The organism is Streptomyces sp. NPDC053048 (assembly GCF_044547045.1).
GTDB lineage: Bacteria > Actinomycetota > Actinomycetes > Streptomycetales > Streptomycetaceae > Streptomyces.
The window spans coordinates 301,441-326,202 of record NZ_JBITZS010000009.1; the positions used below are offsets into that span (position 1 = coordinate 301,441).

The window sequence follows — 24,762 nt, forward strand, 5'->3', positions numbered from 1 at the left end:
CCTTACTGAGAATCCACGGCGTTCGCCAGCGCGGTGTAAACGCCGTCGAGGTCGACCATGCGCGCAATGTCGTGCTGGGCGACGGTCACCTCGAACCGCTCTTCCAGGGCGGCCAGGATCTCGATGGCCCGCATGGAATCGGCGCCATGGTCCTCCTTGAATCTGTCAGTCGATTCCAGAATTCCGGGATCGATCTCAAGGATCTCCGCGACGATCTTCTTGGCCACGGCTTGCACTTCGGCATCCATCTGCATGGCATCTCTCATCCGGTGGAAAGGAATCCGGCGGTTGCCGATCTCCCACAGGAGCATCGGCGAGCGCTGCGTGAACCCCTGCCGATCAGGGCTTGCGCGGCCATCACGCTAGGGGTCTCCCGGAAGCGGGTCAACCTCGTTCCAGCTGCGGGAGAAGCGGTTCGACGCAATTCTCCAGCTCACACCGAAGCCAATCAAAGCTCAATAAAATTGATTCATCCGGAGCCGCCGACGCATGGGTTTACAGCGCTACCCGGATGACCTACGTTCCTCCCGGACGGGGGTTACGTGGAGCTTCCTCGGTGATAGTTCCCTGCCCACTGACCCGGACACTGAAGGACTGTCATGAGCAGTAATGCGGACCATTCGGCCACCCCAGCGCTTCCACCACACGATCCGAACGATCCGGTGGAGAACGCAGTCATCAGGCGGCTCGCCGGGAATTGGCACCGGAGGGCATCCGTAAAACGTGAGGAGCCGGACCTGGACGACCTGTTCCAGCACGAGCGACCGGACTATCCGGAAGCACTTCTACCCTTTCACGACCACCCTACGTACCAGGCACTCCCTCCGGAGAAACGCAACGAACTCCTCAGTTGGGGCTGGATAGCCTTCAACCGTCATACGGTCATGGTCGAGCAGAAACTGGCCAATCCCGCCTTCGCGCTCGTCGTCGAGGGCGAATATCCCGACATTCAGGGCGAGGCGATGAACACGGCCCTGGCGCAGGCAATGGTCGACGAGCAGTACCACACGCTCATGCATCTCAACGCGAGCGCGGTCACACGTCGGCAGCGCGGTGGCGGGCTGCGCGACTCCGACCTGCCGATGCCCCACCTCGTGCGCGAGCACCAGCGGCTACGGGATTCGGCCGAGGAGCGGTGGCAGCGCTCCCTGACCACCCTTGCCTTCGCGACCGTGACCGAGATCTCGATCGTCGCCTACCTGAGCCTCATCGTCGACAACCCGGACATCCAGCCGATCAACAGCACCACTGTCAAGATCCACAATCGTGATGAGTACTGCCACTCCTCCATCACGGCGGAACTGGCGGAGATGGTCCACAGCAAGCTGAACGCGGCCCAACGACGCTTCTTCCTCGACCATTTGGCCAAGGGGCTCGACGGCTTCGTCACCAACGACTACGCGAGCTGGGACCGTGTGATGGACCTTTCCCGGATCGAGGGGGGTCACGAGATGCTCGCCGACTGCCGGGCGGAGTCGAGTCGGCAGCGCCTGGTCTGTGACTACTCCGGCCTGCGCGGCCTCGCCGAGCGGCTGGACGTCGTCGAGCAGCTGGACATCGACTGGTCCCAGTCCGTCGCCACCGGCTGAACCTCGCACAGCTTCGGCGCCACGCGCCCACCCACTTCTCACCGGCCTCCGTCGACCGCCTGGAACCCCATGCCTCATTGCCCACAGCAGCCCCTCTCCTTCTCCTCGACCGTGCCTCGCGAGGCGGTGCACCGCGCCGCGGTCAGCGAGGTGTTCCTGACCGACGTGCGGCGCGTCTCCGATCAGGAGTTCCTGGCCGCCGCCCAGCTCCCGCGCAATCACGCCTACTACAGCGACCACGACACGGTCGTGCCCTCGTACGACCCCCTGCTGGTTCTCGAGGTATTCCGGCAGACCTTCCTCTACCTCGGCCACGAATTCCTGGACGTCCAGCCCAGCCACAAGTCCTTCCTCGACGGCGCGGAGCTCACCATCACCGACCCGGCCGCCCTGCGCGTCGGTCCGCACCCGGGGCACATGCTCGTCCGGCTGCACACCGGCGAGGAGCAGCGCCGCGCGGGCCGTCTCACCGGTCTCACCGTGGACATGCGCGCCACGGTCGACGACCGGGAGGCCGTCATGGGAAGGCTGGCCTTCGCCTGGACGACCGCTTCGGTCTGGAACACGTTACGCAGCCGGGGCCGGGCCGGCCTCCATCTCGATCCGGCCCGGCCGTACCTGTCCGCTCCCGGGTTCGATCCTTCGGCCGCGGGACGTCTCTCCCCCCGGAACGTGCTGCTCGCCGGCGTCCGGGTCCAGGACGAGGAGGTGGTCGGACAGGTCGCGGTCGACCGGTCCCACCCCTCTCTCTTCGATCACCCCCTCGACCACATACCGGGGGCGGTGATGGTGGAGGCGTTCCGCCAGACCGCGCTCCTGGCCGCCCACACCGTGCTCGGCCTGCCGCCGCGCGAACTGTCGGTCACCCGACTGTCCGTGGACTTCACACGTTTCGCCGAATTCGAGCTGCCGACCGATTGCCGGGCGGTCCTCCTCGACACCGCCGACAACGGCTCCACGGCCGTCTTCGCCATGGCGGTCCTGCAGGAGGGCGTGGAAACGGCCGTCGGCACGATCGTCCTCTCCCGCATCCTGCCGTGACCCCCTGCCCGTAGCACGTGACCCGTGACCGTGACCCCAGTGAAGGACGCCATGCGCGACGCCATGATCTGGTTCGACTTCGGCGGCGTTCTCTCGCCCCCGATGGACGAGCTGTACCGCTCCTACGAGGCGAAGACCGGAATCACCGGCGAGCGGCTGAAAGCCGCCATCGCCAAGGTGACCGGAGAGTCGGCAACCACCGAACATCCCCCGTTGTACCGCGGTCTGATGAGCGAGGCCGAGTGGGGCGGCAGGGTGGCCGACGCACTGCGCGCGGCAGATCCGGACACCGACCTGTCGAAAGCCCGGCTGAAGCATTTCGGGCAGCAGTGGTTCGAGGGCATCACCGCGAACCCACAGATGGTGCGGGCGGTCCAACGGATCCGGGAAGGCGGACTGCGGGTCGGCATCCTCTCCAACAACGTGGCCGAGTGGGAGCCCCACTGGCACGCGATCATCGCACCGGCCGGCGACTTCGACGTCGTCATCGACTCATCCCGGGTGGGGCACTGCAAGCCCGGTCAGGAGATCTTCGCCCTGGCGGAGCAGACGGCCGGGGTGGGCGCCGAGGACTGTGTCCTGGTCGACGACCTCCCGCGGAACTGCGAGGCCGCCCGGTCGCGGGGGTGGCGTGCCGTGCATTTCCGCGACAACGCCCAGGCCCTCGAGGAACTGGCCTCCGTCACAGGCCTGCCCGGCCTCCTGTGAACCCCGCGACCGAAAGGGAGGAAGCCGCGTGCTCCCCACCATCATGATCACTGGTGCCAGTGGTTTCATCGGCAGTCGCGTGGTCCGTGCGGCCGCGCGCGTGCCCGGTGTGCCGTCTCTGAGGCTCATGGCACACCGCCAGGCCTTGCCGGAGGACTTGTCCGGCGCGGCCCTGCGGATCGACGCCGATCTCGCCGTGCCCTCGTCCCTGCGGGGAACGTGTGACGGCGTGGACGTACTCCTGCACTGCGCGTCCGTGGTGAGCGGCCCGCCGGAACTCTGCGAGGACGTCAACGTACGCGGCACACAGGCACTGCTGGAGGAGGCACAGCGCGCGGGCGTCTCGCGCGTGGTCCATCTCAGCACCGCCTCCGTGTACGGGCGGGGCGTCTACCGGAACGCCCGTGTCGCCGATCTCGAGCCGGCCCCCCGATCGGCGGTCAGCCGGACCCGGGAACAGGCCGAGCGGCTCGTCCTGGAAGCCGGCGGGACGGTCGTCAGGCCCTACCTGGTGTACGGCGAGGGCGATGTCTGGTCCATCGCCGGCCTGCTGGACCTTCTGCGCACCCTGGGCTCCCCCACCGAGGGCTGGCATTCCCGTCTCTCCGTGATCGACGTCGACGATCTGGCCCGTGCCATGGTCCACCTGGCACTCATGCCCCGGGAGCGCCTCGGCGGTGCGGTCTACCACGCGGCCCATCCCGAGCCCGTCTTCTGCTCGGACTTGATCGAGACCCTAGCCACCATCGTGGACCTGCCGACGACCGGCCCGGCGCTCACCTATGCGGCGGCGCGGGAGCGGCTGCGGGCCGCCGGACTGTCCACGCACTTCGTGGACATGGTCGCCACCGACCACTGGTTCGACTCCGGCCCCTTGTGGAGCGACATTCACTGCGACCCGGGCCCCGGCTTCAAGAGCAACATCCATCACCACGCCCACTGGTACCGGCAGAGATACCAGTCTCCCCAAGAGGTGGCATAAATGGTCGCGCAACTGAATCCGGAGAGCCGGAAGTCCCGGCTCCCGACCCTGACCGGCATGAGGTTCATCGCCGCCCTCATGGTGTTCGCCTTCCACCTGTCGATCATGAGCCCGATCAAACGATCGGGCCCGGATCACGGCCCCTTCGTCTTCCTCGCGAAGAACGGCGGCTGGATCGGCGTGTCCTTCTTCTTCATGCTCAGCGGGTTCATCCTGACGTGGTCCGCCCGCGACCGGGACACCGTGGGAACGTTTCTCAGACGGCGCCTGGTGAAGATCTACCCCAACCACCTGGTGATGTTCGTCATCACGATGGCGCTCTACGCTGCGGCCACCGCCGGGCTCGCGCAAGCCGTGCCCAACCTCCTGCTCCTCCAGGCGTGGCTGCCCCGGGAAAGCATCGTCTTCAGCGTCAACATCCCCAGCTGGTCGCTCTCTTGCGAGCTGCTCTTCTACCTCGCCTTCCCCTTCCTGCTGCGCCTGGTGCGGCGCATTCCGGAGAACAGGCTGCGCTGGTGGACAGCGGCGGTCGCCGTAGCGATCGTGTGCGTCCCGCTTGTGGCCCGGCTGTTGCCGGAGGGCACGCCCTTCGCGCACGTGAGCGACGCCTCGTCGCTGCACGGCCAATCGGTGACGCAGGTGTGGTTCACCTATGTCTTCCCGCCGGTGCGACTGCTCGATTTCGTCCTCGGCATCCTGCTGGCCCGGCTGGTACTGACGGGCCGGTGGACCGGCCCTCGTCTGCTCCCGGCCGCCGGCCTTGTGATCGTGTTCTACCTCGTCGGCCTGTACGTACCGCTGCTGTTCCAGCTCAACGCCATCACCGTCGTCCCCCTCGCCCTGCTGATTCCCGCCGCCGCCACCGCCGACGCGGCCGGGCGGCGTACCGCGATGAGCGGCCCTCTCTGGGTGTGGCTCGGTGAAGTGTCCTTCGCCTTCTACCTCGTGCACCAAGTGCTGCTGTCCGACGCGGAGGAACGATTCCACCTCAAGCACCAGGCACCGGTCCCGACGGCGATCGGTCTTGGACTGCTCGCGCTGGCGCTGAGTCTGGTCGCCTCATGGCTGCTGCACGCGGCCGTGGAACGTCCGGCCATGGCCCGCTGGGCCCGGCGGGCGGCACAGTCGCGCCCGGTTCAGCCCTCCGCTCGGTAGAGCCTCCGCCGTTCGACGTAACGGGCCACCCCGTCCGGTACGAGGTACCAGATCGGGTGGCCCCCGGCCACTCGCTCGCGACAGCCCGTGGAGGAGATCGCCAGGGCGGGCACCTCGACCAGGGACACACCTCCCTCGGGGAGACCCGGGTCCTGCAGCTCGTGCCCCGGCCGGGTCACCCCGATGAAGTGGGCCTGGGAGAAGACCCGCTCGACGTCGACCCAGCTGAAGATCTGCGTCAGCGCGTCGGCACCGGTGATGAAGAAAAGATCGGCGTCGCTGTGCTCGGCGCGCAGATCCCGGAGGGTGTCGACGGCGTAGGTGTCGCCGCCACGGTCGATGTCGACCCGGCTCACCGAGAACTTCGGATTGGAATTGGTGGCGAGCACCGTCATCAAATAGCGATCCTCCGCCGGAGTGACCCGGCTTCCTGCCTTCTGCCACGGCCGTCCCGCGGGAACGAAGACGACCTCGTCGAGAAGGAAACGGTGCGCCACCTCACTCGCCGCCACCAAGTGGCCGTTGTGAATGGGGTCGAACGTACCCCCCATCACGCCCAGCCGCCGCTTCACGGGGCCACCTTCCGGACGGTCACGAGACACGGGAGAGATGGCGATCACCCTTCGGCAGAGAACGTGACATGAATTCCGCGACGGACGCACCGAAAGGAAGCCGGGGCACGCCCATGCCGGAAAGGATCTCCCGCTGCAATTCCTGCAGTTCCCGGCAGGGTTCCAGCCCGAGCTCGTCCCTCAGCGATCTGCGCAGGCCGTCATAGGCGAGCAGCGCGTCCGCCCGCCGGCCGCTGCGGATCAACGCGGTGATGTACTGGAAGTGCAGGGGCTCGTCCAACGTGTGCGCGGTCATCAGTCCCTGCAGCTCGACGACGACGCGGCCGTGCCTGCCGAGCCGCAGATCGGCTTGGATCCGCTGCCGGAGTGCCCGGGTCCGTATCTCCCGGAGCTGCCGGACGTGGCCCTCCAGCAGCTGGCCGCGTGCGATGTCGGTCAGGGCGTCGCCCCGCCACATGTCCAGCGCCTTGGTCAGGACCCAAGCCCCCTCGGTCAGACGTCCGACCTCCATCAGGTCCTCGCCCCGCCGCGCGAGCCTCCGGAAGGACTCCACGTCCACCTGGCCCGGCTCCGCGCGGAACACGTAGCCGACTCCTCGGGTTCCTATGAGGTCGGCGGCCGCTTTTTCGCCGATTTCCTTCCGCATGGCCTGGCGCAAGTGATAGAGATGAGTACGAATTGCCGGGAGGGCCGTCCTGGGCGGCTCATCACCCCACAGCTCCTCCATGATTTCCGCACAGGAAACCACCTGATTGGAGCGAAGGGCCAGCAATGCCAGGATCTTGCGCAGCTTGGGCCCCTCGGGCACGGTCACACTTTTCCCTCGACGCTCTAATTCAAACGCCCCAAGAAATTTGAATTGCAACACCAACACCCCCGTGTTGATTGATGTCCACAAACTCAGGGAAGGCCGCAGCGGCTCACCGTGCGAGACACTCACAGAACCACATGAAAGCTGGATAAAAGCGGGACCGGGGAGAACAGGCGGCGGACCGGCCGCCACAAACACCACCCGTCCGGATACTACGCGGAATAATATGCGGTCCGTTATTTGACCGTCGGTCTCCTCGCCCCACCGGCCTTGGCGCGAGGACGCCGCGGATCATTTCGCCGGGGGCCGGAAACTGAGTACGCGCACGGATGCGCGGCAGCCGCGCGCTCGGCGATGCTGGTGGTCATGACCCACGGAGAAGAGAGCAGAAGGCCCTACATAGTGGCCATGCTCGTCCTGGCCGCACTGTTCCTGGCCCCTTGCGTATGGGTCTGGACGCTGCAACTGCACGTCGTCCAGAACCCCTCGGGTTCCGACTGGCGGGGCAACCACGAGGCCAACGTCCACTTCGCCCAGCTCACCGGCATCATCGCCGGGGCCCCGTCGGCGGGCGCGATGGTGGGTGCGCTCGTGGCGGCGGCCCGCCGCCGTCACCCGGGAGCCGGCGCGGCGACGGGCGCGTTCCTGGGCGCGGCGGCCCTGCTCGCGTACGGGGTCTACGCCTTCCTCGTAGCCTTCGAGCTGTCGTCCTGACGCCCCTGCCGGACACCGGGCCTGCGGCGCGGCGCGGTTGCTGTATGTCAGGGCGATCACACTTGACCTGGACCACAGTTGAGGTCCTACGTTCGGACGGTGTGTCGGGCGAGGCCGACCGAGGAAGAAGGTGGCGTGACGTGATGGAGTACTCACACGAGGACCGAGAGCTGGTGAACCAGCCGATCGGGTACTGGACGTGGGCTGCGAACAAGACGCTGATGGCGTACGTCAGGGGACGGCTCGCTGCGATCGGAATCACGCAGCCCCAATGGTGGGTGCTGCACCAGGTGCTGCACAGCGAGAACGGTGTCACCCGGGGCGAGGTGATCAGTGCACAGCAAGCCAACTTGGACGTCGGCGCCGGCATAGCTCCCGACATCGATCTTCTGTTGGAGCGGATGCTGATCGTCGCGGACGCGGACGGCCGGCTTCAGATCTCTGACGAAGGCAGGGCGCTGCATCAGCGCGCTGCCGAGACGCAGCGGACCAGCCGCAACCATGTGCACGCAGGCATTCCGGACGAGGAATACCTGATCACACTGAAGGTTCTGCAGCGCATGATTCGCAACGCGGGCGGAGAGGTTTCACCGGGCTGAGTCAGCGACGATCACGCTTCAAGGAACGAGGCCTCAGCCCTTGACGTCCGCGATGAAGGCCGCCCAGGCGGGGGCGCGGAAGGTGAGGGTGGGGCCGTGGGGGTTCTTGCTGTCCCGGACGGGGACAGCACCGGGTATGTTGTCGGCGACTTCAACGCAGTCGTCGCCCCCGCCGCCCGCTCCACCACTGCTGTACGAACTCTTGCGCCACACGGCGGCCACGACGCGGTCGCCGCCCTGGCCGTTGCTGTAGCCGCTCTTGAGCCACATGCCGCTGCTCAGGTCGCGCGCCGCATTGCTCATCTGCGAATTCCTCCGCTACTGACTGGATCAAGGCCAGGGACGCATCCGGCGACATGGCGTCAGCCCTGAGGAGATCGTAGGACCGTTGGCAGATCGCAACCATTGCCGGATCGTCCATGAGACGGCCGCTCACAGCCCCTTCCGTGTACGCCACCGGAGGAGCGTCGTCGAAGGTCATCAGCTTCAGCATGGCGCCTAGGGCAGGAGCACCGACACTGATCGGCATCACTTGGAGGACGATGCGGCGCTCACGAGCGAGCATTGCAAGGTGCGTCAGCTGTTCACGCATCACCTCCGCGCCTCCGATAGGGCGGCGAATGGCGCTCTCGTCGAGAATCACCCACAGCAGGGGCTTTGTTGGTTGCTTGACAATGTGCTGGCGAGCAAGACGGGCGTCCACCCAGGCGTCGATGTTCTCGTTCGGCTCCAGCGGGAAGCCCGCCTTGAAGACCGCGCGTGCGTAAGCCTCCGTCTGGAGCAGGCCCGGTACGAAGAACGGCGCATAGGCGAGGATGGAAGCCGCCAAGCCCTCCAGGTAGGCCACTCCCACGAAGTGGTTGTCGAATGGAGCATTGTCGATCAGCTCCTTGCACATTCGTGCGAAGAACCCGTCCGTCTCCAGCTCTGCATCAATCCGCTCCGCGACATCGTGCTGCGGCTTGCGCACGCCCGTCTCGAACTGGCCGATGTACGTGCCCGAGCAGAAGACCCGTCTGCCGAGCTCTTGCTGCGTCAGCCCGGCGGCCTCTCGCCGCCGCTTCAGCTCGGAGCCGAAGAATTCCCAGCCGACCTTCGACTGTCCGTACTTACCGGCCCGCCCCGAATCCTTGGCCACGGCGTAACTCCCCCTGACAGCAACAACTTTGCGGGCACCTGCCCGCTCCCGCAGCCTAGCCCCGCACGGTCACCCTCTCTGTACAGCCAGTGAGAAACCCTCGAAGGGAACGGTCCGCCGTGCACGACACCCCCACCCCACCCGACGCCATGACCTACCGCGTCGGCGCGTACGTCATCGACACCCGCAGTGCGACGCTCGCCCAAGTCATGGGCACCGTCGACTGCCACGTGCTGGTCAGGCGCCCCGACGGCGGCCAGACATGGGACGTGCCGCCGCAGGCGCTGCGGCTGGCGTCGCGGAAGGAGTGCGCGGCGGCGGGGGTGGGCGCCGCGGTCGCCGGATGCGGGCGGTGCGCGGAGTTGCTGGCGACGCAGCGGCGGGCCGTCGACAAGGGCGAGCGGGAATTGGCGATCGCCGCGACGATCGCCGTGCGCGCCCACGTCCGTAAGGCGCACCTGTGCGGAAGCGAAAGCGGAGGCGGCGCGTCATGACCTCGTACGTCACCGGACGGCTGGTGACCAACTGCCGTCACCGAGGCGGCTGGACCCACGCCGAAGGCGTCTCGCGCTGTGACGGATGCGGCGTCCAGCGGTTCAGCGAGTACGGGGCGCTGCGGCCGCCCGGACTGCCGCAGGCCACCGCCGGTTCAGAAGACCAGCCAGTACACCAGGAAGCCGACGACCGCGATGAAGGGCGATGCCAGCAGCAGGTACCACAGCACAACGGCCGCGACCCAGAGCACCTGGGCGACGTCGCCGATCCGCTCGATCACCGTCTTGCGGTCCCGCGGGTCGTCCTTCCGCCGGACCGACGGCGTCCGTGGCGGCGCCGGCATCGCCGCCCGGCGTTCCCGCTCGCGTTCGAGCTCGTAGAGCCTGATGCCCTCGGCGACCGCCTCCTTCATCTCGCGTCTGTTGCCGCGTCGGGAACGCTTGATGCCCTCCGCGATCGCACGCTCAAGGTCACGCCGTTCGCTCCGGTCCATTCGCCGATCCCCCACTCGTGCGCCCATACGACCGTACGGGACCGCACGGTAGCGGCGCCGGCCGCCGCGTCCAACCGGAATTGTGGCTCCCGGGACCGCGCCGCCGGGGGCGCGGCGGGCCGGCGCATCGCGTGGAGTGGCTATATGTGCTGGCCGGGCTGGTAGTCGCCGGCAGGCTGCTGGGTGATGACGTTCAGGCGGTTGAAGGTGTTGATGATGGCGATGAGGGTCACCAGGGCGGCGAGCTGCTCCTCGTCGTAGTGCTTGGCGGCGTTCGCCCAGACCGCGTCGCTGACGCCGCCGGCCGCGTCGGCGATGCGGGTGCCCTCCTCCGCCAGCTCCAGGGCGGCCCGCTCGGCGTCGGTGAACACCGTGGCCTCCCGCCAGACCGCGACCAGGTTCAGGCGCACCGCGCTCTCGCCGGCGTGTGCCGCGTCCTTGGTGTGCATGTCGACGCAGTAGCCGCAGCCGTTGATCTGGCTGGCGCGGAGCAGGACCAGTTCCCGCGTCGTGGCCGGCAGGGTCGTGTCCGCGATCGCCTGGCCCACCGCGACGAAGTGCTTGATCGCCTTGGCCGCGAACGGGTTCTCGAGGAGGTTCAGACGAGCTTCCATGGTGCACTCCTTGCCGTTGTCGTTGCTTACACCCCTTGGACGGAACGGCTCGGGCACGGCGTGACATGGAGCGAATGTGACGTGCGTCTCGCCCGGGACGTCGTCGTACGCTCGCCCGATGACCAGCTTCGCGACGCATCGGCTGCGGGTGCACGACACGAGCCTCCCCGCTCACCGCCGACTCTCCGCCCTGCGCACGTGTGTCGTGAGCTTCGCTCCCTACGGTTTCCGGGCGACGTACCACCACCTGTGCCGGAGCGCCCGGATTCCGGTCCGGCTGACCGACGATCCCGCGTCGCTGGTACGGGCGGTGGAGGAGCTGCACGCGGCCCGCGGGGTCTGGCTGGTGGACGAGGCGGCGTTCGTCGAACGCCGCCGCCGGGAGAAGGCGCGCGGGCTGCGCGAGCGGCGGCCGGACGGCGGTTGGCGGGACCAGGGGCGGGGGTGGGAGGGCAGTCTCGCCTTCTGCCCCGATCCCGGGTCGCACCCGGATGAGCCGCTTCCGGTCGTGGTGGAACGTATCCTCCGCTCCTTCCTCCCGTCGTCCGCGTCGGTGTCCGCGTCCTCATCGGCGCTGGAGTGCCGTGTCTGCTCGGGCGACCACGGGACGACCGCCTGGCGATCCGCCTACGACGCTTACCGGTTGTGCGCGCGGTGCGGGGTCGCGCTCAGGCGCAGCCCAGCGGCGTTCGACCCGGCCCTCGCGGCAGCCGAACGGCGGCGCTGGAAGGCGATCTGGAAGCGGACGTGGGACCACGTTTGACTCACCCACCGGGCCTGATCAGGCCTCGCGCCTGATCGGCACCCGCGCCGACCGCCGATGTCAGTGCCCCCTGCCATGCTCTGCGCATGAACAACGGGGCCACCGCCATCACTCACTCCACCGATCCCGCCTCCGCCGCCCGGCTCGTGCGGACCCTGCACGACGTCAGCTGGGGCGATTGGAGCCGCGCGGAGATCGACGCGATCGTCGCCGCGCAGCCGGGGTGGCGAGTGCACCGCGAGTTCACCGACGGGGTGGTCATAGGAACGGACCCCGCGCGCGGCTCGGCCGGGCCGGAGCTGTACTTCCGGGCGCGGACGAACAAGGGCTCGCACTACCGGATGGTGTCCGTCGGGCTGCTCACCTACAACAGCGCCCCTGTTGCCGAGCGCCGGAAGGCGCTGCACGAACTGGTCGACGCGCTCGCCGCCGTCGGTGAGCCGACCCGTCATCAGGTCATGTCCGACGGGCCGGGCCTGCGCTGGCGCAACGCCGACCGGACGATGATCCTGCAGGGCAGCGAGCAGCGCGTGTGGCTCGCCATTCACCCCGTCCGGGAGCGTTTCCCGGCGGTCGGCGAGGTCGCGCACGTGCTCCACGACCTCGATTCCGCCGCCTGGGCGCAGGCGGACATCCGCCGGATCGTCGCCGCTCGGCCCGGATGGGACGTGCGGTTCGACGACGCCGCGGGCTGCGCCCGCGTCACCACCGACGACCCGGACGTGCCGGAGCTGACGTTCCTGGGCTTCGACGCCTCCCGGGACGCCGCCGGCCTGCCCCGGTACGACTACGTCGGGCTCACCGAGGTCCGTCCCGGCAGCGGGCTGCGCGAGCGCCGCGAGCTCGCGGCGGGGCTGCTGGGCGCGCTCGTCGACAGCATCGGCCAGCCGACCAGCTACGGAGGCTCCGGCGCGGGCCCGGACGTCCGCTGGCGCAGCGCGAACCGGGTTCTGCGGCTGCTCGGCGACGGGCGGAGGTTCTGCCTCCGGGCCGATCCGGCCGAGGAGCTGGAGGCAGACGAGATGGCGACGTTCGAGCACGGCGGCCCGTCCGGCGGCCCCGACGGGCCCTCGGACTTCCCCCGGCTGCCCTACGCGTGGCAGCTGCACCGCTACGGACCCGGCGAGGAGCCCGTCTACCTGCCGGGCGGCCGGCTCGCGCTGACCATGGAGCACCTGCGGGAGGCCCTGGAACTGCTCCTGCCGGCGTGGGCCGAGCAGATACCGGCCCAGCTGGGCGAGGACCGGATGTCGGTCACCCTCGTCAACCACAGGGACCGCAAACGGACCATGGCCATCAGCTATGACGTGAAGAACGGCATCGACATCCGCGTGGGCGGGCGCTCCGGGGACGACGCGGAGGCGGCCGACGCCGCGATGCTCGCGGCGGGCTGGCAGCGTCACGGCAAGCGGTGGAAGGCCGTCTTCAAGGACCCGGACGACGCCTCGGCCGTGGCGGCCGCCCGCCTCCTCGTGGCCGAACTGCGCGTGCGCGGCGTGACGGACCCGATGCGCGACCTGAGCGTCAAGTCCTACGGCTGCGGCTCGGTCACCTACGGGACGCAGGGCTTCCTGCGGCTGACGGGGCTGGGCATAGGCCGCTGACGCCCGCCGGGTGCGTCCCGGGCTTCCGGGGCGGCCGCCGGGCCCACGCCACGCGCCCCCCGGTGGCCTCCGCGCGCCCCCGCCCTGGGATGCGGCGGGGGCCGAACGCGGCGATCCTGAGGACGTCAGGCGTTCCCACAAGGAGGACAACCATGTCCATGCTCGACAAGCTGAAGGGCCTGCTCAAGGGCCACGAGGACACCGCTAGGCAGGGAGTGGAGAAGGCCGGCGACGCCTTCGACGCGAAGACGCAGGGCAAGTACCAAAGCCAGGTCGACACCGCCCAGCAGAAGATCAACGAGCAGTTGGGCACGCAGCAGAAGCGCGACGACCAGCAGCCCTGATACGGCCGTCGGCCGAACCAGGCAGGCCCGCCCGTCACCACCGCAGGCCCGCTCGTCACCAGAGTCTGTCGATCTCGCCCGGGTGGAGTCCGATGCGGCTGTGCCGGAAGGCGGCCGCGTTCCGCTTCGCCCGCTCGGTGAAGAAGGCGGCCATGGTGACCTTGTCGAACCCCGGTTGGTCACTTGGGAAGGGGGCTTCCGGCGTACCGCCGATGAGCACTGCCCCGTCCAGCACGCCCCACCCCGCGCTCTCGTAGAAGGCCCGCAGCGGACGGTCGCAGGTGAAGAGCGCGAGGTCCACGCTCCGCGCGAGCGGACGTGAGCCGGGCCCGGCAAGCGGAAGCGAGCCGAGGCCGGCATCCGCACCGCTCCCCGCGATCAACTCACGGGCGGCAGCCACGAGCTGCCGCCCGTTTCCCTTGCCCCGGTGCCGGGCGGCCGTGACGACAGCGCTCAGACCTGCCGCCCGGTAGGTGTGTCCGCCGTGCGTGACGTCCTTGGTGAGGATGTCCAGCACCGCCACCACTGCGCCCACTTGACCCACTTCACCCACTGCGCCCACTTGACCCACTCCACCCACTCCACCGGCTCCGCCCTCTGTCGGAGCGGGTGTTGTCAGTAGTACCGTCACGGGTCGCAGCGCAGGGTCGTGCGCGTCTCCGCCCGTCCCCGGCCATGCCTCCTCGTGCAATGCCGCTCTACGGGCCCGGAGTTCATCCGGAATCTCCGCTTCCGAATACACCCTGATCTCCAATACCGAACCCTTCCTCTCCACCGCCTCCGCCGCCCGTTTGCTACTGATTTGCCGCGCCCGGAAACCTTCCGAATCGTTTCCGCGCCCCCAACTCCCGTCGGCGAACAGTTGAACACATCTTCGAGTCCGCCCAACTCACCGCATAGCGGACTCAATCCGCCGGTCACCGGTTACCGACAGATCAAATCCTTGTTGCGCCCCTGTCAAAGTCGACCAATCGATGGCACTCTCTCCTCAATTCACTCCTGCACAACTCCTGCACCAGCGGGCGACCTCACTCCAAGGCCGCTCGTAACCCCCCTCATAGGAGACTGAGTTGAGAAGCATCACCGCCACCTCCCGCAAGAACTCCCTGCGTGCCGCCGCCCTGGTCGCCTCCGCCACCATGGTCGTCATCGGTGTGCAGACGGGCTCGGCGAGCGCCTCGGCCGACAAGAGCGACGGCGGGCAGCAGCTCGCGCTCTCCGCCGGGCAGCGGGCCTCCGCGATCAAGGACGCACAGGGTTCGGCCTCCTCCACCGCCTCGAAGATCGGCCTCGGCGGCAAGGAGAAGCTGGTCGTCCGTGACGTCGTCAAGGACGCGGACGGGACGGTGCACACGCGCTACGAGCGCACGTACGACGGCCTGCCGGTCCTCGGCGGCGACCTGGTCGTGCACCAGAAGAAGAGCGGCGCCCGCGACGTCACCAAGGCGACCGACGCCGACATAGCCGTGCCCAGCACGAGCCCCTCGCAGGCGCCCTCCGCCGCGAAGAAGACCGCGCTCAGCGCGGCCGCCGACCAGAAGACCGCCAAGGCCGACGCCGGCAAGGCGCCGCGCAAGGTCATCTGGGCCGCGCAGGGCAAGCCGGTCCTGGCGTACGAGACGACCGTCACCGGCGTCCAGAAGGACGGCACGCCGAGCAAGCTGCAGGTCATCACCGACGCCAACACCGGCAAGAAGCTCTTCCAGAACGAGACCGTGCACACCGGCTCGGGCACCAGCACCTACAGCGGCACCGTGCCGCTGACCACCACGCAGTCCGGCTCGGGCTACACCCTCACCGACGGCGCGCGCGGCGGCCACAAGACGTACGACCTGAACCAGGGCACCTCCGGCACGGGCGCGCTCTTCACCAACTCCAGCGACGTCTGGGGCGCGGACCGGCAGAAGGCGGGTGTCGACGCGCACTACGGCGCGGCCGTCACCTGGGACTTCTACAAGAACACCCTCGGCCGCAGCGGCATCCGCAACGACGGCAAGGGCGCCTACTCCCGCGTCCACTACGGCAACGGCTACGTCAACGCCTTCTGGGACGACGACTGCTTCTGCATGACCTACGGTGACGGCGAGAACAACGCCAACCCGCTGACGTCGCTCGACGTCGCCGCCCACGAGATGACCCACGGCGTCACCTCCGCCACCGCCAACCTGCGCTACAGCGGCGAGTCCGGCGGCCTGAACGAGGCCACGTCCGACATCTTCGGCACCGCCACCGAGTTCTACGCCAAGAACTCGACCGACAAGGGCGACTACCTCATCGGCGAGAAGATCGACATCAACGGCGACGGCACCCCGCTGCGCTACATGGACAAGCCGAGCAAGGACGGCTCGTCGCGCGACTACTGGTCCTCCTCCCTCGGCAACGTGGACGTCCACTACTCGTCCGGCCCGGCCAACCACTTCTACTACCTGCTCTCCGAGGGCAGCGGCAGCAAGGTCATCGACGGGGTGAGCTACAACAGCCCCACCTACAACAACTCCAAGATCACGGGCATCGGCCGGGACAAGGCCACCAAGATCTGGTACAAGGCGCTGACCACGTACTTCACCTCCACCACCAACTACAAGGCCGCGCGGGCCGCCACCCTCAAGGCCACCGCCGACCTCTACGGCTCCACCAGCACCGAGTACAAGACGGTCGCCAACACCTGGACCGCGATCAACGTGAAGTAACCCCCTGACGGGTCTGCTCCCGGTGCCCCCGCCGCCCCTGTGGCAGCGGGGGCACCGCTGTCGTACGTACCATCGAGGCGTGATCGACCTCGGCTACTCCCTCTCCCGCCGCTTCCCCGACCCCCCGCAGACGGACTACCGCACCGCGGACGTCCACGCGCTGCGGCACGACCTCTTCTGCGGCGACGTCTACCTCGCCGACGTCAAGGCGGACCGGGAACTGTCCACAGCCTGGGGATGGGTGCCGGTGCTCGACTTCGCCTGGGCGCTGTGCGACGTCATCGAGCTGATCGACCAGGACCCCCGCGGCAACCGCTCGGCCACCACCCAGTTCGCCGAACTGGACTTCACCGAGTCCACCGACTGCATGGTCTTCGAACGCCGCTTCGGCTGGGTCGACGTCACCGCCGACTGGGCACCCGACGAGCCGCCGCTGACCTTCAACCACCGCGCGCTGCGCCGCGAGGCCCGCGACTTCCTGCACGACCTCATCGCCGACCTGGCCGACATGCACGAGGGCCTGGCCGACAACCCCGTGATCTGGGAGCTGCAGAGCCGCTTTCCCCGCGTGTGAGCCCCGGCCCGAGCGGGCCGGCCCCACCAGGCCCGGCCCCACCGACCTCGGCCCGCGGGCGGAGCACCCTCATTCCGTCGGCGGCGCCTCCACCCTGACGCCTATCGCGGCCGCGAAGGCCGGAGCGAGATCGATCAATTGTGCCGGGCTGACGACCGCCCCCGCCAGCCGCTCGACGCCCCGCGCGATGTCCAGCTCCGCGACGGCGCGCAGGTCGACGTCCTTCATCCGTGTGCCGCGGAAGTCCGCCTGGCGCAGCACGCAGTCCCGGAAGACGACCCGCTCCAGGCTCGCGTCCCCGAAGTCGGCCTCGGAGAGCACACAGCCGTCGAAGGTGACGTCCTTGAGCTCGGCCTTGCGCGCGTTCAGGTAGTCGATCTTGCCGCCTTTGATCACCACTCGTTGCAGGACGGCGGCGTGCAGCTGCACGCCGCCGAACCGCGCGTCACGCACCTCCACATCGCGCAGCCGTGCCTCCGCCAGGTCCGTGCCCACCCCGCGCACGCCGTCCAGCACGCAGTCGACGAACCGCGCCCGGCCCAGCCGGGTCTCGTCCAGCGTGCAGCGGTACAGTCCGCAATCCACGAAGTACGCGCCCGTCCCGTCCCGGCCCGCGAAGTCCGTCCCCGTGAACCCGAGCCCGTCGTAATCCCCCTCGGGCTCCAGCTCCGCCCCTTCGTACGGCCGCAACGCGGGCAGCCGCACCTCGGGCAACCGCGCCACCGGCCCCGTCGCCTCCACCGCCCGCCGCCGCTGCCCGCTGCGCGCTCCCCGAGCCGTCGCCATCACAACGCACCACCTTCCGCCACCTACGCCACGTCCGCATCCCCGTGCACACGGCCAGCCGGCACCCGGACGCCGTCACTCTCCGCGCACACCCACCGTGGCACACGCCACTGACAACCCACTCTTGACCTCAAGTCCGCTTCAGGTTGAAGACTCAAGGAGTCAAGGAGTCACGCCCCTCACACACCACGCCTCGCACCCGGGAGACCGCCGTGTCCACCATGTACGCCGTCCGCCTGCACGCCTTCGGCCCCGCCGAGAACCTCGTCCACGAGCGGACCGACGCCCCCTCCCCCGCCCCCGGCCAGGTGCGCGTCGCGGTTGCCGCCGCCGGCGTCCACCTCGTCGACACCGCGCTGCGCGCCGGCGACCCCAACGGTCCCTACCCCCTCCCCGAGCTCCCCGGCATCCCCGGCCGTGAGATCGCCGGAACCGTCGAGGCGCTCGGCGAGGGCACCGACCCCCGGTGGCTGGGGCGGCGCGTGGTCGCCCACATGGGCCCCGCCAACCCCGGCGGCTACGCGGAGCTCGCCGTCGTCGACGCCGACCGGCTGCACGAGATCCCCGACGGGCTCGGCGACGACCAGGCCATCGCCATGATCGGAACGGGCCGCACCGCGCTCGGCATCCTCGGCTTCACCGAACTGACCGGCGAGGACGTCGTGATCGTGACCGCGGCCGCCGGCGGCATCGGGTCGCTGCTCGTGCAGTACGCGAAGCGGGCCGGGGCCACCGTCGTGGGCCTGGCGGGCGGGCCCGCCAAGGTCCGGCACGTCCAGGAGCTCGGCGCGGACATCGCCCTCGACTACAACGACCCCGCCTGGGCCGAGCGGGCCCGCACCGCGCTGCGGGGGCGCGCGGCCACCGTCGTCTTCGACGGGGTCGGCGGACCGGCCGCACGGGCCGCCGTCGACCTGCTCGGGCCCGGCGGCACCCACCTGGTCTTCGGCTGGTCGGCACAGGGCATCACCGGCGGCGGACCGCTCGAGCTCGACGCCGACGAACTCGCCGCCCGGTCCGTCACGTCACGGAGCGTCCTGGGCCCGGCCATGCTGGAACGGTTCGGCGGCGGTCAGGTGGGCCTGCGTCGTCTCGAGGAGGAGTCCCTCGCCCAGGCCGCCGCGGGCAACGTCGTCCCGGCCGTGCACCGCTTCCGGCTCGCCGAGGCCGCGGCCGCGCACCGGGCCCTGGAGACGCGCGGAACGATCGGCAAGGTCGTCCTGATCCCCTGACGGCGCGCTCACCGCCGACAAAAAGGCACCTTTATCGCCCAACAAGCGCATATCACCCATCAGGCCTACGCTGGACCGCGTGTCCCGTATGTCCCGCGCACCCCGCGTGTCCACGGACTCCGCACCCTCGCCCCACCCACCCGGCGCAGATCCGCGCCGCTGGTGGGGGCTGGTGGTCATCGCCCTCGCCCAGCTGATGGTCGTCCTCGACGCCACCATCGTGAACATCGCCCTCCCGTCGGCCCAGCACGAACTGGGCATGTCCGACACCAACCGGCAATGGGTCATCACCGCCTACAGCCTCGCCTTCGGCGGGCTCCTGCTGCTCGGGGGCAGGATCGCCGACCTCGTCGGGCGCAAGAGCACCTTCGTCATCGGCCTCGTCGGCTTCGCCGGCGCCTCCGCCCTCGGGGGCGCCGCGCACGCCTCCGGCCTGCTCTTCGCCGCCCGCGCGCTGCAGGGGGCCTTCGGGGCAGTCCTCGCCCCGGCGGCACTGTCGCTGCTGACCACGACCTTCACGGACGTCAAGGAGCGCGGAAAGGCCTTCGGCATCTACGGCGCCCTCGCCGGCGGCGGCGCGGCCATCGGCCTCATCGCGGGCGGGCTGCTGACCGAGTACCTCGACTGGCGCTGGTGCCTGTACGTGAACGTGCCCGTCGCCCTCGTCGCCGTGCTCGGCGCGGTCTGGCTGCTGCGCGACCACCGGCCCGCCCGGGACGCGCGGCCCCGCCTCGACCTGCCCGGCGTGGTGCTGGGCTGCGGCGGGCTGGTCGCCATCGTCTACGGCTGCAGCGAGGCCGAGCCGCGCGGCTGGGGCGATCCGTTCGTCCTCGCCCTGCTGTGCGGCGGCGTCGCGCTGCTGGCGGCGTTCGCCTGGTGGCAGAACCGGGTCCGCAGCCCCCTGCTGCCCCTGCACATCATCCGCGAACGCAACCGCGGCGGTGCGATCACGGTGATGGCCCTGGCGGTCGTGGGGATGTTCGGCATGTTCCTGTTCATGACCTACTACATGCAGGTCGTCCTCGGGTACTCCCCGCTGCGGACCGGTCTGGCCTTCCTGCCGATGACCGGCGCCATCGTGTTCTCCTCCACCCAGATCTCGGCCCGGCTGCTCAAACGCCTCCCACCGCGCCTGCTGATCACGCCCGGCGCGCTGGTGGCCGCCGGCGGCCTCTTCCTGCTGACGTTCCTGACCGTCGAGCCCGCGTTCGTCACCCATGTGCTGCCCGCCGAACTCCTCGTCGGCACCGGCATGGGCCTGATCTTCATGCCCGTCATCGACGTCGCCACCAGCGGAATCGACCCACGCGACGCGGGAGTCGCCTCCGCCACCGTCAACACCGCGCAGCAGGTGGGCGGTTCCATCGGTACGGCGCTGCTGAACACCATCGCCACCTCCGCCGGCACCGGCTACATCGCCGCCCGCCTCAGGACAGCGGCGGCGACCGGCGGATTCGGTCCGTCCGTACAGGAGCGGATCGCCAAGGAGGGCGTCGTGCACGGCTTCGGCGTCGCCATCGCCTGGGGCGCCGGGATCATGCTGCTCGCGGCCGTCGTCGGCTGGACGATGGTCACCGCCCGAGCCCCCGGACGCCCGCCCGCCGACCCCGACCGCGCACCGGCCTACGACCCGCACCGCATGCGAGCCGTATGAGCCGAGCGGAACAGAGAACAAGGGAACAGAAGAGAACAAAGCGTTCAACTGCGCGAACGAAATCCGGTGGCGCACCCCACCGACCGTCGCCATGCTGGCGCCCATGCACATCAGAACCGCCACCCCGGACGACTGGGCCGCCGTCTGGCCCTTCTTCCGGGCCATCACCGCCGCCGGGGAGACGTACACCTACCCTCGCGACCTCACCTTCGAGCGAGGCCGCGACTTCTGGATGCTCGACGCCCCGGGCCGCACGGTCGTGGCGGTCGACGACGACGGAACCGTCCTCGGCAGCGCCAAGATGAACCCCAACCAGATGGGCCCCGGCGCCCACATGGCCAGCGCCAGCTACATGGTCGCCCCCGAGCACGCCGGCCGCGGCGTGGGCAGAGCCCTCTGCGAACACACCCTCGAATGGGCGCGTGCCGAGGGCTATCGCGGCATGCAGTTCAACGCCGTCGTGCAGACCAACACCCGTGCCGTCGCCCTCTGGCGCTCCTGCGGCTTCGACGTCATCGGCACCGTACCCGAGGCGTTCCGCCTGCCCGACGGCTCGTACACGGGACTGCACGTGATGCACCAGACACTCTGACCCGCTGACTCAGCCGGCCCCACCGCTCACGTCACGATCCGCATCTCCCGCGACGTGTTGTTCAACCGCCGGGCCCCCGACTCCGTACAGGCCACGATGTCCTCGATACGGACGCCGAAACGGCCCGGCAGATAGATCCCCGGCTCGATCGAGAAACACATCCCCGGCACCAGCGGCAAATGCTCACCCTCCACCATGTAGGGCGGTTCGTGCGTCGTGACGCCGATCCCGTGCCCCGTCCGATGAATGAAGTACTCCCCGTAACCGGCCTTCCGGATCACCTGCCGTGCCGCCCGGTCGATCTCCTGGCACGCCACGCCCGGACGCACCGCCTCGAACGCGGCCTGCTGCGCCTCGCGCACCAGGTCGTGCACCTTGCGCTCCTCGGACGAGGGCTCGCCGACGTGCACCGTCCGGGTGGTGTCCGAGCCGTAGCCGTCCTTCAGGCCGCCGAAGTCCAGGACGACCATGTCGCCGTCCTCGATCACCCGTTCGCCCGCCTCGTGGTGCGGATTGGCGCCGTTGGGGCCCGAACCGACGATGGTGAAGTCGACCTGGCTGTGTCCGTTCTCCCGCAGCAGCCGCGCCAGGTCCGCCGCCACCTCGTTCTCCCGGCGCCCGCCGAACCGCAGGTCGGTGATCGCCTCGAAGGTGGCGTCCGCCGCCGCCCCCGCGGCCGCCAGCCGCTCCAGCTCGTAGGCGTCCTTCACCGCCCGCAGCATCGGCAGCGCCTCGGTGAGCGCGCCGTAGGACGCGCCGGGCAACGAGCGTTGCAGCGCGAGGAGATGCAGCGCCCAGGCGTTGTCGGAGACGCCGAAACGTCCCTGCGGCTCCAGCCGACCGGCCGTCTCCGCATACGGATTCTCGCCGTCCGTCCATCCGGTGATCGTCAACGCGCCCGCGCCGGGTGCCTTTTCGGCGTCCGGTCGCTCGAGCTGAGGGACGACCAGGAGCGGCTTGGCGCCCGGCGTCAGCAGCAGCGCCGTGAACCGCTCGGTGACGGCGGGCGGCTCGTAACCGCACAGCCATACGAGATCGGGGCCGGGCGTCACCACCAGCCCCGACAGGCCCTCCTGTACCGCCGAACGGACGGCGCGGTCCATGCGCGCGGCATAGAAATCGACATCGCTCATGGGGGCAGGGTAATCCCGGTGAAGGCGGTCGGCAGGGCGGTCTCTACCCCACGGGTGAGAAGGTCCTCCTCCCCAGGGCTGAGAGCGCCCCCACCTCAGGATCGATTTACCCCTCGTTCCCCCGGAAATCGTTGTGCGCGCGGAACTCGGCTGCCTAGCGTGTTCATGCCTGTGCTGCACACCCGTACGACCGACGACCCGTGTCCGTACGGCCGATGACCATGCCCGTACGACCGATGACCCACGTCGTACCGGCCGATCACCCAACGCCCGTCGCGGCGTGATTGACCCTTGGAGTTGAAGGAGCACCATGTTCCGACGAGTCGGGCGGTTCGCCGTCCACCGGCCCTGGCTCACGATCGCGGGCTGGATCATCGCAGCCGTGGCACTCGCCATGCTGGCACCCGGACTCAAGTCCACCACCGACGAAACCGAATTCCTGCCCTCGCACTACGAATCGGTACGCGTCGGGAACCTCCAGCAGAAGGCCTTTCCCCAGACCGAACAGCCCGCGGCCATAGCCGTCTTCCAGCGCTCCGACGGTGGCAAGCTCACCGACGCCGACCTGCGCGACGTCACCAAGGTCACCACCGGCCTGGACGGCAAGCACCGGGAGAAGATCTCCAAGGTCGTCACCTCGCCGCAGGCGGTCTCCCCCAACAAGCAGATCGCGCTGGCCAACGTCATCGCGGACACCAAGAACGCCTACGACGAGAAGCTGCCCCAGTCCGTCAAGAAGCTGCGCCAGGATGCCAAGGAACTGCTGAACGGCACCCAGTTGAAGGTGGGCTTCACCGGTCAGGCGGCCACGAACCTCGACGCCAAGGAGTCGTCCGGCGACACCGACGCGATGATCATGATGGCGACGTTCGTCCTGATCATCGTGCTGCTGCTGGTCATCTTCCGCAGCCCGCTGATCGCCATCCTGCCGGTCCTCATCATCGCGGTCGTCTCGGTGGTCGCCACCGGCCTCATCGGCACCGCCGCCGAGCTCGGCGGGCTCAAGGCCGACGCCTCCATATCCGCGATCCTCATCGTCGTCCTCTTCGGTGTCGGCACCGACTACATCCTCTTCCTGCTCTTCCGCTACCGCGAGCACCTGCGGGCCGGGCAGCAGCCCAAGGAGGCCCTGGTCGACGCGGTCGCCAAGGTCGGCGAGACCATCGCCTCGGCCGCCGGCGCCGTCATCGTGGCCTTCCTCGCGCTGCTGCTGTCCACCATGGGCATGATGCGCGCGATGGGCCCCTCCCTGGCCATCTCGGTCGCCGTCACGCTGGTGGCCGCGCTCACGCTCGTCCCCGCGGTCTTCTCGCTGCTCGGCCGGGCCGCCTTCTGGCCGTCCAAGGCATGGAAGAAGGAGCCGAGGAATCGTTTCGCGAACGGCGTGGGCGGGCTCGTCGCCCGCCGCCCCGGCATCGTCGCGATCCTGTCCACCGCGGTCCTCGCCGTGCTGGCCGTCGGCGCCCTCAGCTTCAAGGCCGAGTTCGACACCAGCAGCCAGATGTCGCAGAAGCTGGAATCCGTCCAGGCCATGAAGGACATGCAGCGCGGCTTCTCGGCCGGCCAGTCCGACCCGGCCATGGTGTACCTGAAGTCCAAGGACGGCTCCCCGCTCGACAAGGCCGGCCTGGAGACGTTCCGCGGCAAGCTGGAGACCGTCGACGGCGTCGCCAAGGCCGCGCCCGCCGTCACCAACCCCGACGGCAGCGTCGCCCAGTACAGCGTCGTCCTCAAGTACGCCCCGTCCAACGAGAAGGCCATCGAGCTCGCCGGCGGCGAACTCCGCGACAAGGCCCACGCCGCCGCGCCCAGCGGCAGCGAGGCCCTCGTCGGCGGCACCTCCGCCGTGCTCTCCGACATCCAGGACGCCGTCGGCCACGACTACCGCGTCGTCTTCCCCGTCGCCGGCCTCGCGATCATGATCATCCTCGGCCTGCTGCTCCGCAGCCTCGTGGCGCCGCTGTACCTGATGATCGCCGTCGCCCTGGGCTTCGGCGCCACCCTCGGCTCGACCGTCTGGCTCTTCCAGGACTACAAGGGCGAGAGCGGCCTGCTGTTCATGCTGCCGGTCATCGTCTACCTCTTCGTCGTGGCCATCGGCACCGACTACAACATCCTGATGGTCGCCCGCCTCCGCGAGGAGGTCCGCCGCGGCGTCCCGCCGCGCGAGGCCATCCGCACCGCGGTCGCCCAGTCCACCCCGACCATCTCCGCGGCGGCGATCATCCTCGCCGGCACCTTCGGCGTCCTGATGCTGGCCGACAACTCCATGCTCCAGCAGATGGGCTTCGCGGTGGCCTTCGGCATCCTGCTCACCGCCTTCGTCATGGCGATGCTGCTGGTGCCCACGGTCACCTCACTCCTCGGCCACAAGGCCTGGTGGCCGGGCCACCAGGACGCGCCGCGGGCGGATCGGACCCCGGCGGACAGCGCCGCGGCCGCCCAGTGGCACGAAACCGAGCACGCGGGACGCTGACCG

General features: G+C 69.3%; 27 protein-coding genes and 1 pseudogene. 18 read left to right on the forward strand and 10 right to left on the reverse strand.

The genetic code is table 11. The features are described 5' to 3' along the window. Positions 1-2: 2 nt before the first annotated feature. On the reverse strand, positions 3-311 hold the full coding sequence (locus tag ACIG36_RS25110) for an acyl carrier protein (RefSeq protein ID WP_399931925.1): 309 nt from the start codon (positions 309-311) through the stop codon (positions 3-5). Between the two features lie 288 nt (positions 312-599). Here ACIG36_RS25110 and ACIG36_RS25115 point away from each other — a divergent pair, with 288 nt between their 5' ends. The 5 genes from ACIG36_RS25115 to ACIG36_RS25135 all read left to right on the forward strand — a co-directional run bounded on the left by ACIG36_RS25115 (position 600) and on the right by ACIG36_RS25135 (position 5,475). Then, complete coding sequence (locus tag ACIG36_RS25115; protein WP_399931928.1) at positions 600-1,589, forward strand: diiron oxygenase; 990 nt, start codon at positions 600-602, stop codon at positions 1,587-1,589. Positions 1,590-1,658: 69 nt separating this feature from the next. Further along, positions 1,659-2,630: a ScbA/BarX family gamma-butyrolactone biosynthesis protein gene (locus tag ACIG36_RS25120; protein ID WP_399931931.1), complete on the forward strand. Its 972-nt coding sequence runs from the start codon at positions 1,659-1,661 to the stop codon at positions 2,628-2,630. 24 nt (positions 2,631-2,654) lie between these two features. Beyond that, the gene (locus tag ACIG36_RS25125; RefSeq protein ID WP_399931934.1) at positions 2,655-3,338 is read left to right on the forward strand and encodes an HAD family hydrolase; all 684 of its coding nucleotides are present in this window, start codon (positions 2,655-2,657) and stop codon (positions 3,336-3,338) included. A gap of 28 nt (positions 3,339-3,366) precedes the next feature. Then, positions 3,367-4,320: an NAD-dependent epimerase/dehydratase family protein gene (locus ACIG36_RS25130; RefSeq protein ID WP_399931937.1), complete on the forward strand. Its 954-nt coding sequence runs from the start codon at positions 3,367-3,369 to the stop codon at positions 4,318-4,320. Beyond that, the gene (locus tag ACIG36_RS25135; RefSeq protein WP_399931940.1) at positions 4,321-5,475 is read left to right on the forward strand and encodes an acyltransferase family protein; all 1,155 of its coding nucleotides are present in this window, start codon (positions 4,321-4,323) and stop codon (positions 5,473-5,475) included. Here the strand turns inward: ACIG36_RS25135 and nadD are convergent. Continuing rightward, positions 5,457-6,026, reverse strand: coding sequence for a nicotinate-nucleotide adenylyltransferase (gene nadD / locus ACIG36_RS25140; RefSeq protein WP_399932312.1), 570 nt, complete (start codon positions 6,024-6,026; stop codon positions 5,457-5,459). The two genes, ACIG36_RS25135 and nadD, sit on opposite strands and share 19 nt — an antisense overlap. Before the next feature lie 40 nt (positions 6,027-6,066). Then, entirely contained in the window at positions 6,067-6,861 is a 795-nt protein-coding gene (locus ACIG36_RS25145; protein WP_399931944.1) for a BTAD domain-containing putative transcriptional regulator, read from the reverse strand. Positions 6,862-7,224: 363 nt separating this feature from the next. On the opposite strand from ACIG36_RS25145, the gene ACIG36_RS25150 reads away from it, so the two are divergent. Then, on the forward strand, positions 7,225-7,572 hold the full coding sequence (locus ACIG36_RS25150) for a hypothetical protein (RefSeq protein ID WP_399931947.1): 348 nt from the start codon (positions 7,225-7,227) through the stop codon (positions 7,570-7,572). 173 nt (positions 7,573-7,745) lie between these two features. Then, positions 7,746-8,171, forward strand: a complete 426-nt coding sequence (locus tag ACIG36_RS25155) for a MarR family winged helix-turn-helix transcriptional regulator (RefSeq protein ID WP_399931950.1) — start codon at positions 7,746-7,748, stop codon at positions 8,169-8,171. 33 nt (positions 8,172-8,204) lie between these two features. On the opposite strand, the gene ACIG36_RS25160 is transcribed toward ACIG36_RS25155, so the two are convergent. Together ACIG36_RS25160 and ACIG36_RS25165 are read right to left on the reverse strand one after the other, a co-directional pair. Next, positions 8,205-8,393 carry a DUF397 domain-containing protein gene (locus ACIG36_RS25160; RefSeq protein WP_399931953.1) on the reverse strand — a complete coding sequence of 63 codons (189 nt, stop codon included), beginning with the start codon at positions 8,391-8,393 and terminating at the stop codon, positions 8,205-8,207. Continuing rightward, positions 8,323-9,309, reverse strand: a complete 987-nt coding sequence (locus ACIG36_RS25165) for a Scr1 family TA system antitoxin-like transcriptional regulator (protein ID WP_399931956.1) — start codon at positions 9,307-9,309, stop codon at positions 8,323-8,325. Before ACIG36_RS25165 ends, ACIG36_RS25160 begins: the two co-directional genes overlap by 71 nt. A 119-nt stretch (positions 9,310-9,428) precedes the next feature. Here ACIG36_RS25165 and ACIG36_RS25170 point away from each other — a divergent pair, with 119 nt between their 5' ends. Further along, positions 9,429-9,803, forward strand: a complete 375-nt coding sequence (locus tag ACIG36_RS25170; protein WP_399931959.1) for a hypothetical protein — start codon at positions 9,429-9,431, stop codon at positions 9,801-9,803. Continuing rightward, a pseudogene (locus ACIG36_RS25175) lies at positions 9,800-9,910 on the forward strand (DUF6255 family natural product biosynthesis protein); the annotation flags it as partial. The gene ACIG36_RS25170 and the pseudogene ACIG36_RS25175, both read left to right, overlap by 4 nt. A gap of 48 nt (positions 9,911-9,958) precedes the next feature. Here the strand turns inward: ACIG36_RS25175 and ACIG36_RS25180 are convergent. Further along, on the reverse strand, positions 9,959-10,297 hold the full coding sequence (locus tag ACIG36_RS25180; RefSeq protein ID WP_399932348.1) for a hypothetical protein: 339 nt from the start codon (positions 10,295-10,297) through the stop codon (positions 9,959-9,961). Positions 10,298-10,437: 140 nt separating this feature from the next. Further along, entirely contained in the window at positions 10,438-10,911 is a 474-nt protein-coding gene (locus ACIG36_RS25185) for a carboxymuconolactone decarboxylase family protein (RefSeq protein ID WP_399931962.1), read from the reverse strand. A gap of 118 nt (positions 10,912-11,029) precedes the next feature. Between ACIG36_RS25185 and ACIG36_RS25190 the strand changes: the two genes are divergently transcribed. The 3 genes from ACIG36_RS25190 (at position 11,030) to ACIG36_RS25200 (ending at position 13,622) form a co-directional block, all read left to right on the forward strand. After that, entirely contained in the window at positions 11,030-11,674 is a 645-nt protein-coding gene (locus ACIG36_RS25190) for a hypothetical protein (RefSeq protein WP_399931965.1), read from the forward strand. Positions 11,675-11,760: 86 nt separating this feature from the next. Further along, positions 11,761-13,278 carry a DUF6301 family protein gene (locus ACIG36_RS25195; RefSeq protein ID WP_399931968.1) on the forward strand — a complete coding sequence of 506 codons (1,518 nt, stop codon included), beginning with the start codon at positions 11,761-11,763 and terminating at the stop codon, positions 13,276-13,278. A gap of 152 nt (positions 13,279-13,430) precedes the next feature. Next, positions 13,431-13,622, forward strand: coding sequence for an antitoxin (locus ACIG36_RS25200; RefSeq protein WP_399931971.1), 192 nt, complete (start codon positions 13,431-13,433; stop codon positions 13,620-13,622). Between the two features lie 55 nt (positions 13,623-13,677). On the opposite strand, the gene ACIG36_RS25205 is transcribed toward ACIG36_RS25200, so the two are convergent. Continuing rightward, a complete protein-coding gene (locus ACIG36_RS25205; RefSeq protein ID WP_399931974.1) occupies positions 13,678-14,157 on the reverse strand; it encodes a GNAT family N-acetyltransferase in 480 nt (159 codons plus the stop codon). Between the two features lie 535 nt (positions 14,158-14,692). Between ACIG36_RS25205 and ACIG36_RS25210 the strand changes: the two genes are divergently transcribed. Both ACIG36_RS25210 and ACIG36_RS25215 read left to right on the forward strand, forming a co-directional pair. Further along, positions 14,693-16,312 (forward strand): M4 family metallopeptidase, encoded by a 1,620-nt coding sequence (locus ACIG36_RS25210; protein WP_399931977.1) that lies wholly within the window; start codon positions 14,693-14,695, stop codon positions 16,310-16,312. Positions 16,313-16,391: 79 nt separating this feature from the next. Beyond that, on the forward strand, positions 16,392-16,886 hold the full coding sequence (locus tag ACIG36_RS25215; RefSeq protein ID WP_399931980.1) for a hypothetical protein: 495 nt from the start codon (positions 16,392-16,394) through the stop codon (positions 16,884-16,886). A gap of 69 nt (positions 16,887-16,955) precedes the next feature. Here ACIG36_RS25215 and ACIG36_RS25220 read toward each other — a convergent pair whose 3' ends face one another. Continuing rightward, the gene (locus ACIG36_RS25220; protein ID WP_399931983.1) at positions 16,956-17,672 is read right to left on the reverse strand and encodes a pentapeptide repeat-containing protein; all 717 of its coding nucleotides are present in this window, start codon (positions 17,670-17,672) and stop codon (positions 16,956-16,958) included. A gap of 221 nt (positions 17,673-17,893) precedes the next feature. Here ACIG36_RS25220 and ACIG36_RS25225 point away from each other — a divergent pair, with 221 nt between their 5' ends. The 3 genes from ACIG36_RS25225 (at position 17,894) to ACIG36_RS25235 (ending at position 21,150) form a co-directional block, all read left to right on the forward strand. Beyond that, positions 17,894-18,904: a zinc-binding dehydrogenase gene (locus tag ACIG36_RS25225; RefSeq protein ID WP_399932315.1), complete on the forward strand. Its 1,011-nt coding sequence runs from the start codon at positions 17,894-17,896 to the stop codon at positions 18,902-18,904. 88 nt (positions 18,905-18,992) lie between these two features. After that, positions 18,993-20,558 (forward strand): DHA2 family efflux MFS transporter permease subunit, encoded by a 1,566-nt coding sequence (locus ACIG36_RS25230; RefSeq protein ID WP_399932317.1) that lies wholly within the window; start codon positions 18,993-18,995, stop codon positions 20,556-20,558. Between the two features lie 103 nt (positions 20,559-20,661). Then, entirely contained in the window at positions 20,662-21,150 is a 489-nt protein-coding gene (locus ACIG36_RS25235) for a GNAT family N-acetyltransferase (RefSeq protein WP_399931986.1), read from the forward strand. 26 nt (positions 21,151-21,176) lie between these two features. Here ACIG36_RS25235 and ACIG36_RS25240 read toward each other — a convergent pair whose 3' ends face one another. Then, positions 21,177-22,283, reverse strand: coding sequence for an aminopeptidase P family protein (locus tag ACIG36_RS25240; protein ID WP_399931989.1), 1,107 nt, complete (start codon positions 22,281-22,283; stop codon positions 21,177-21,179). A gap of 310 nt (positions 22,284-22,593) precedes the next feature. Between ACIG36_RS25240 and ACIG36_RS25245 the strand changes: the two genes are divergently transcribed. Further along, positions 22,594-24,759: an MMPL family transporter gene (locus ACIG36_RS25245; RefSeq protein WP_399931991.1), complete on the forward strand. Its 2,166-nt coding sequence runs from the start codon at positions 22,594-22,596 to the stop codon at positions 24,757-24,759. Positions 24,760-24,762: the final 3 nt, after the last annotated feature.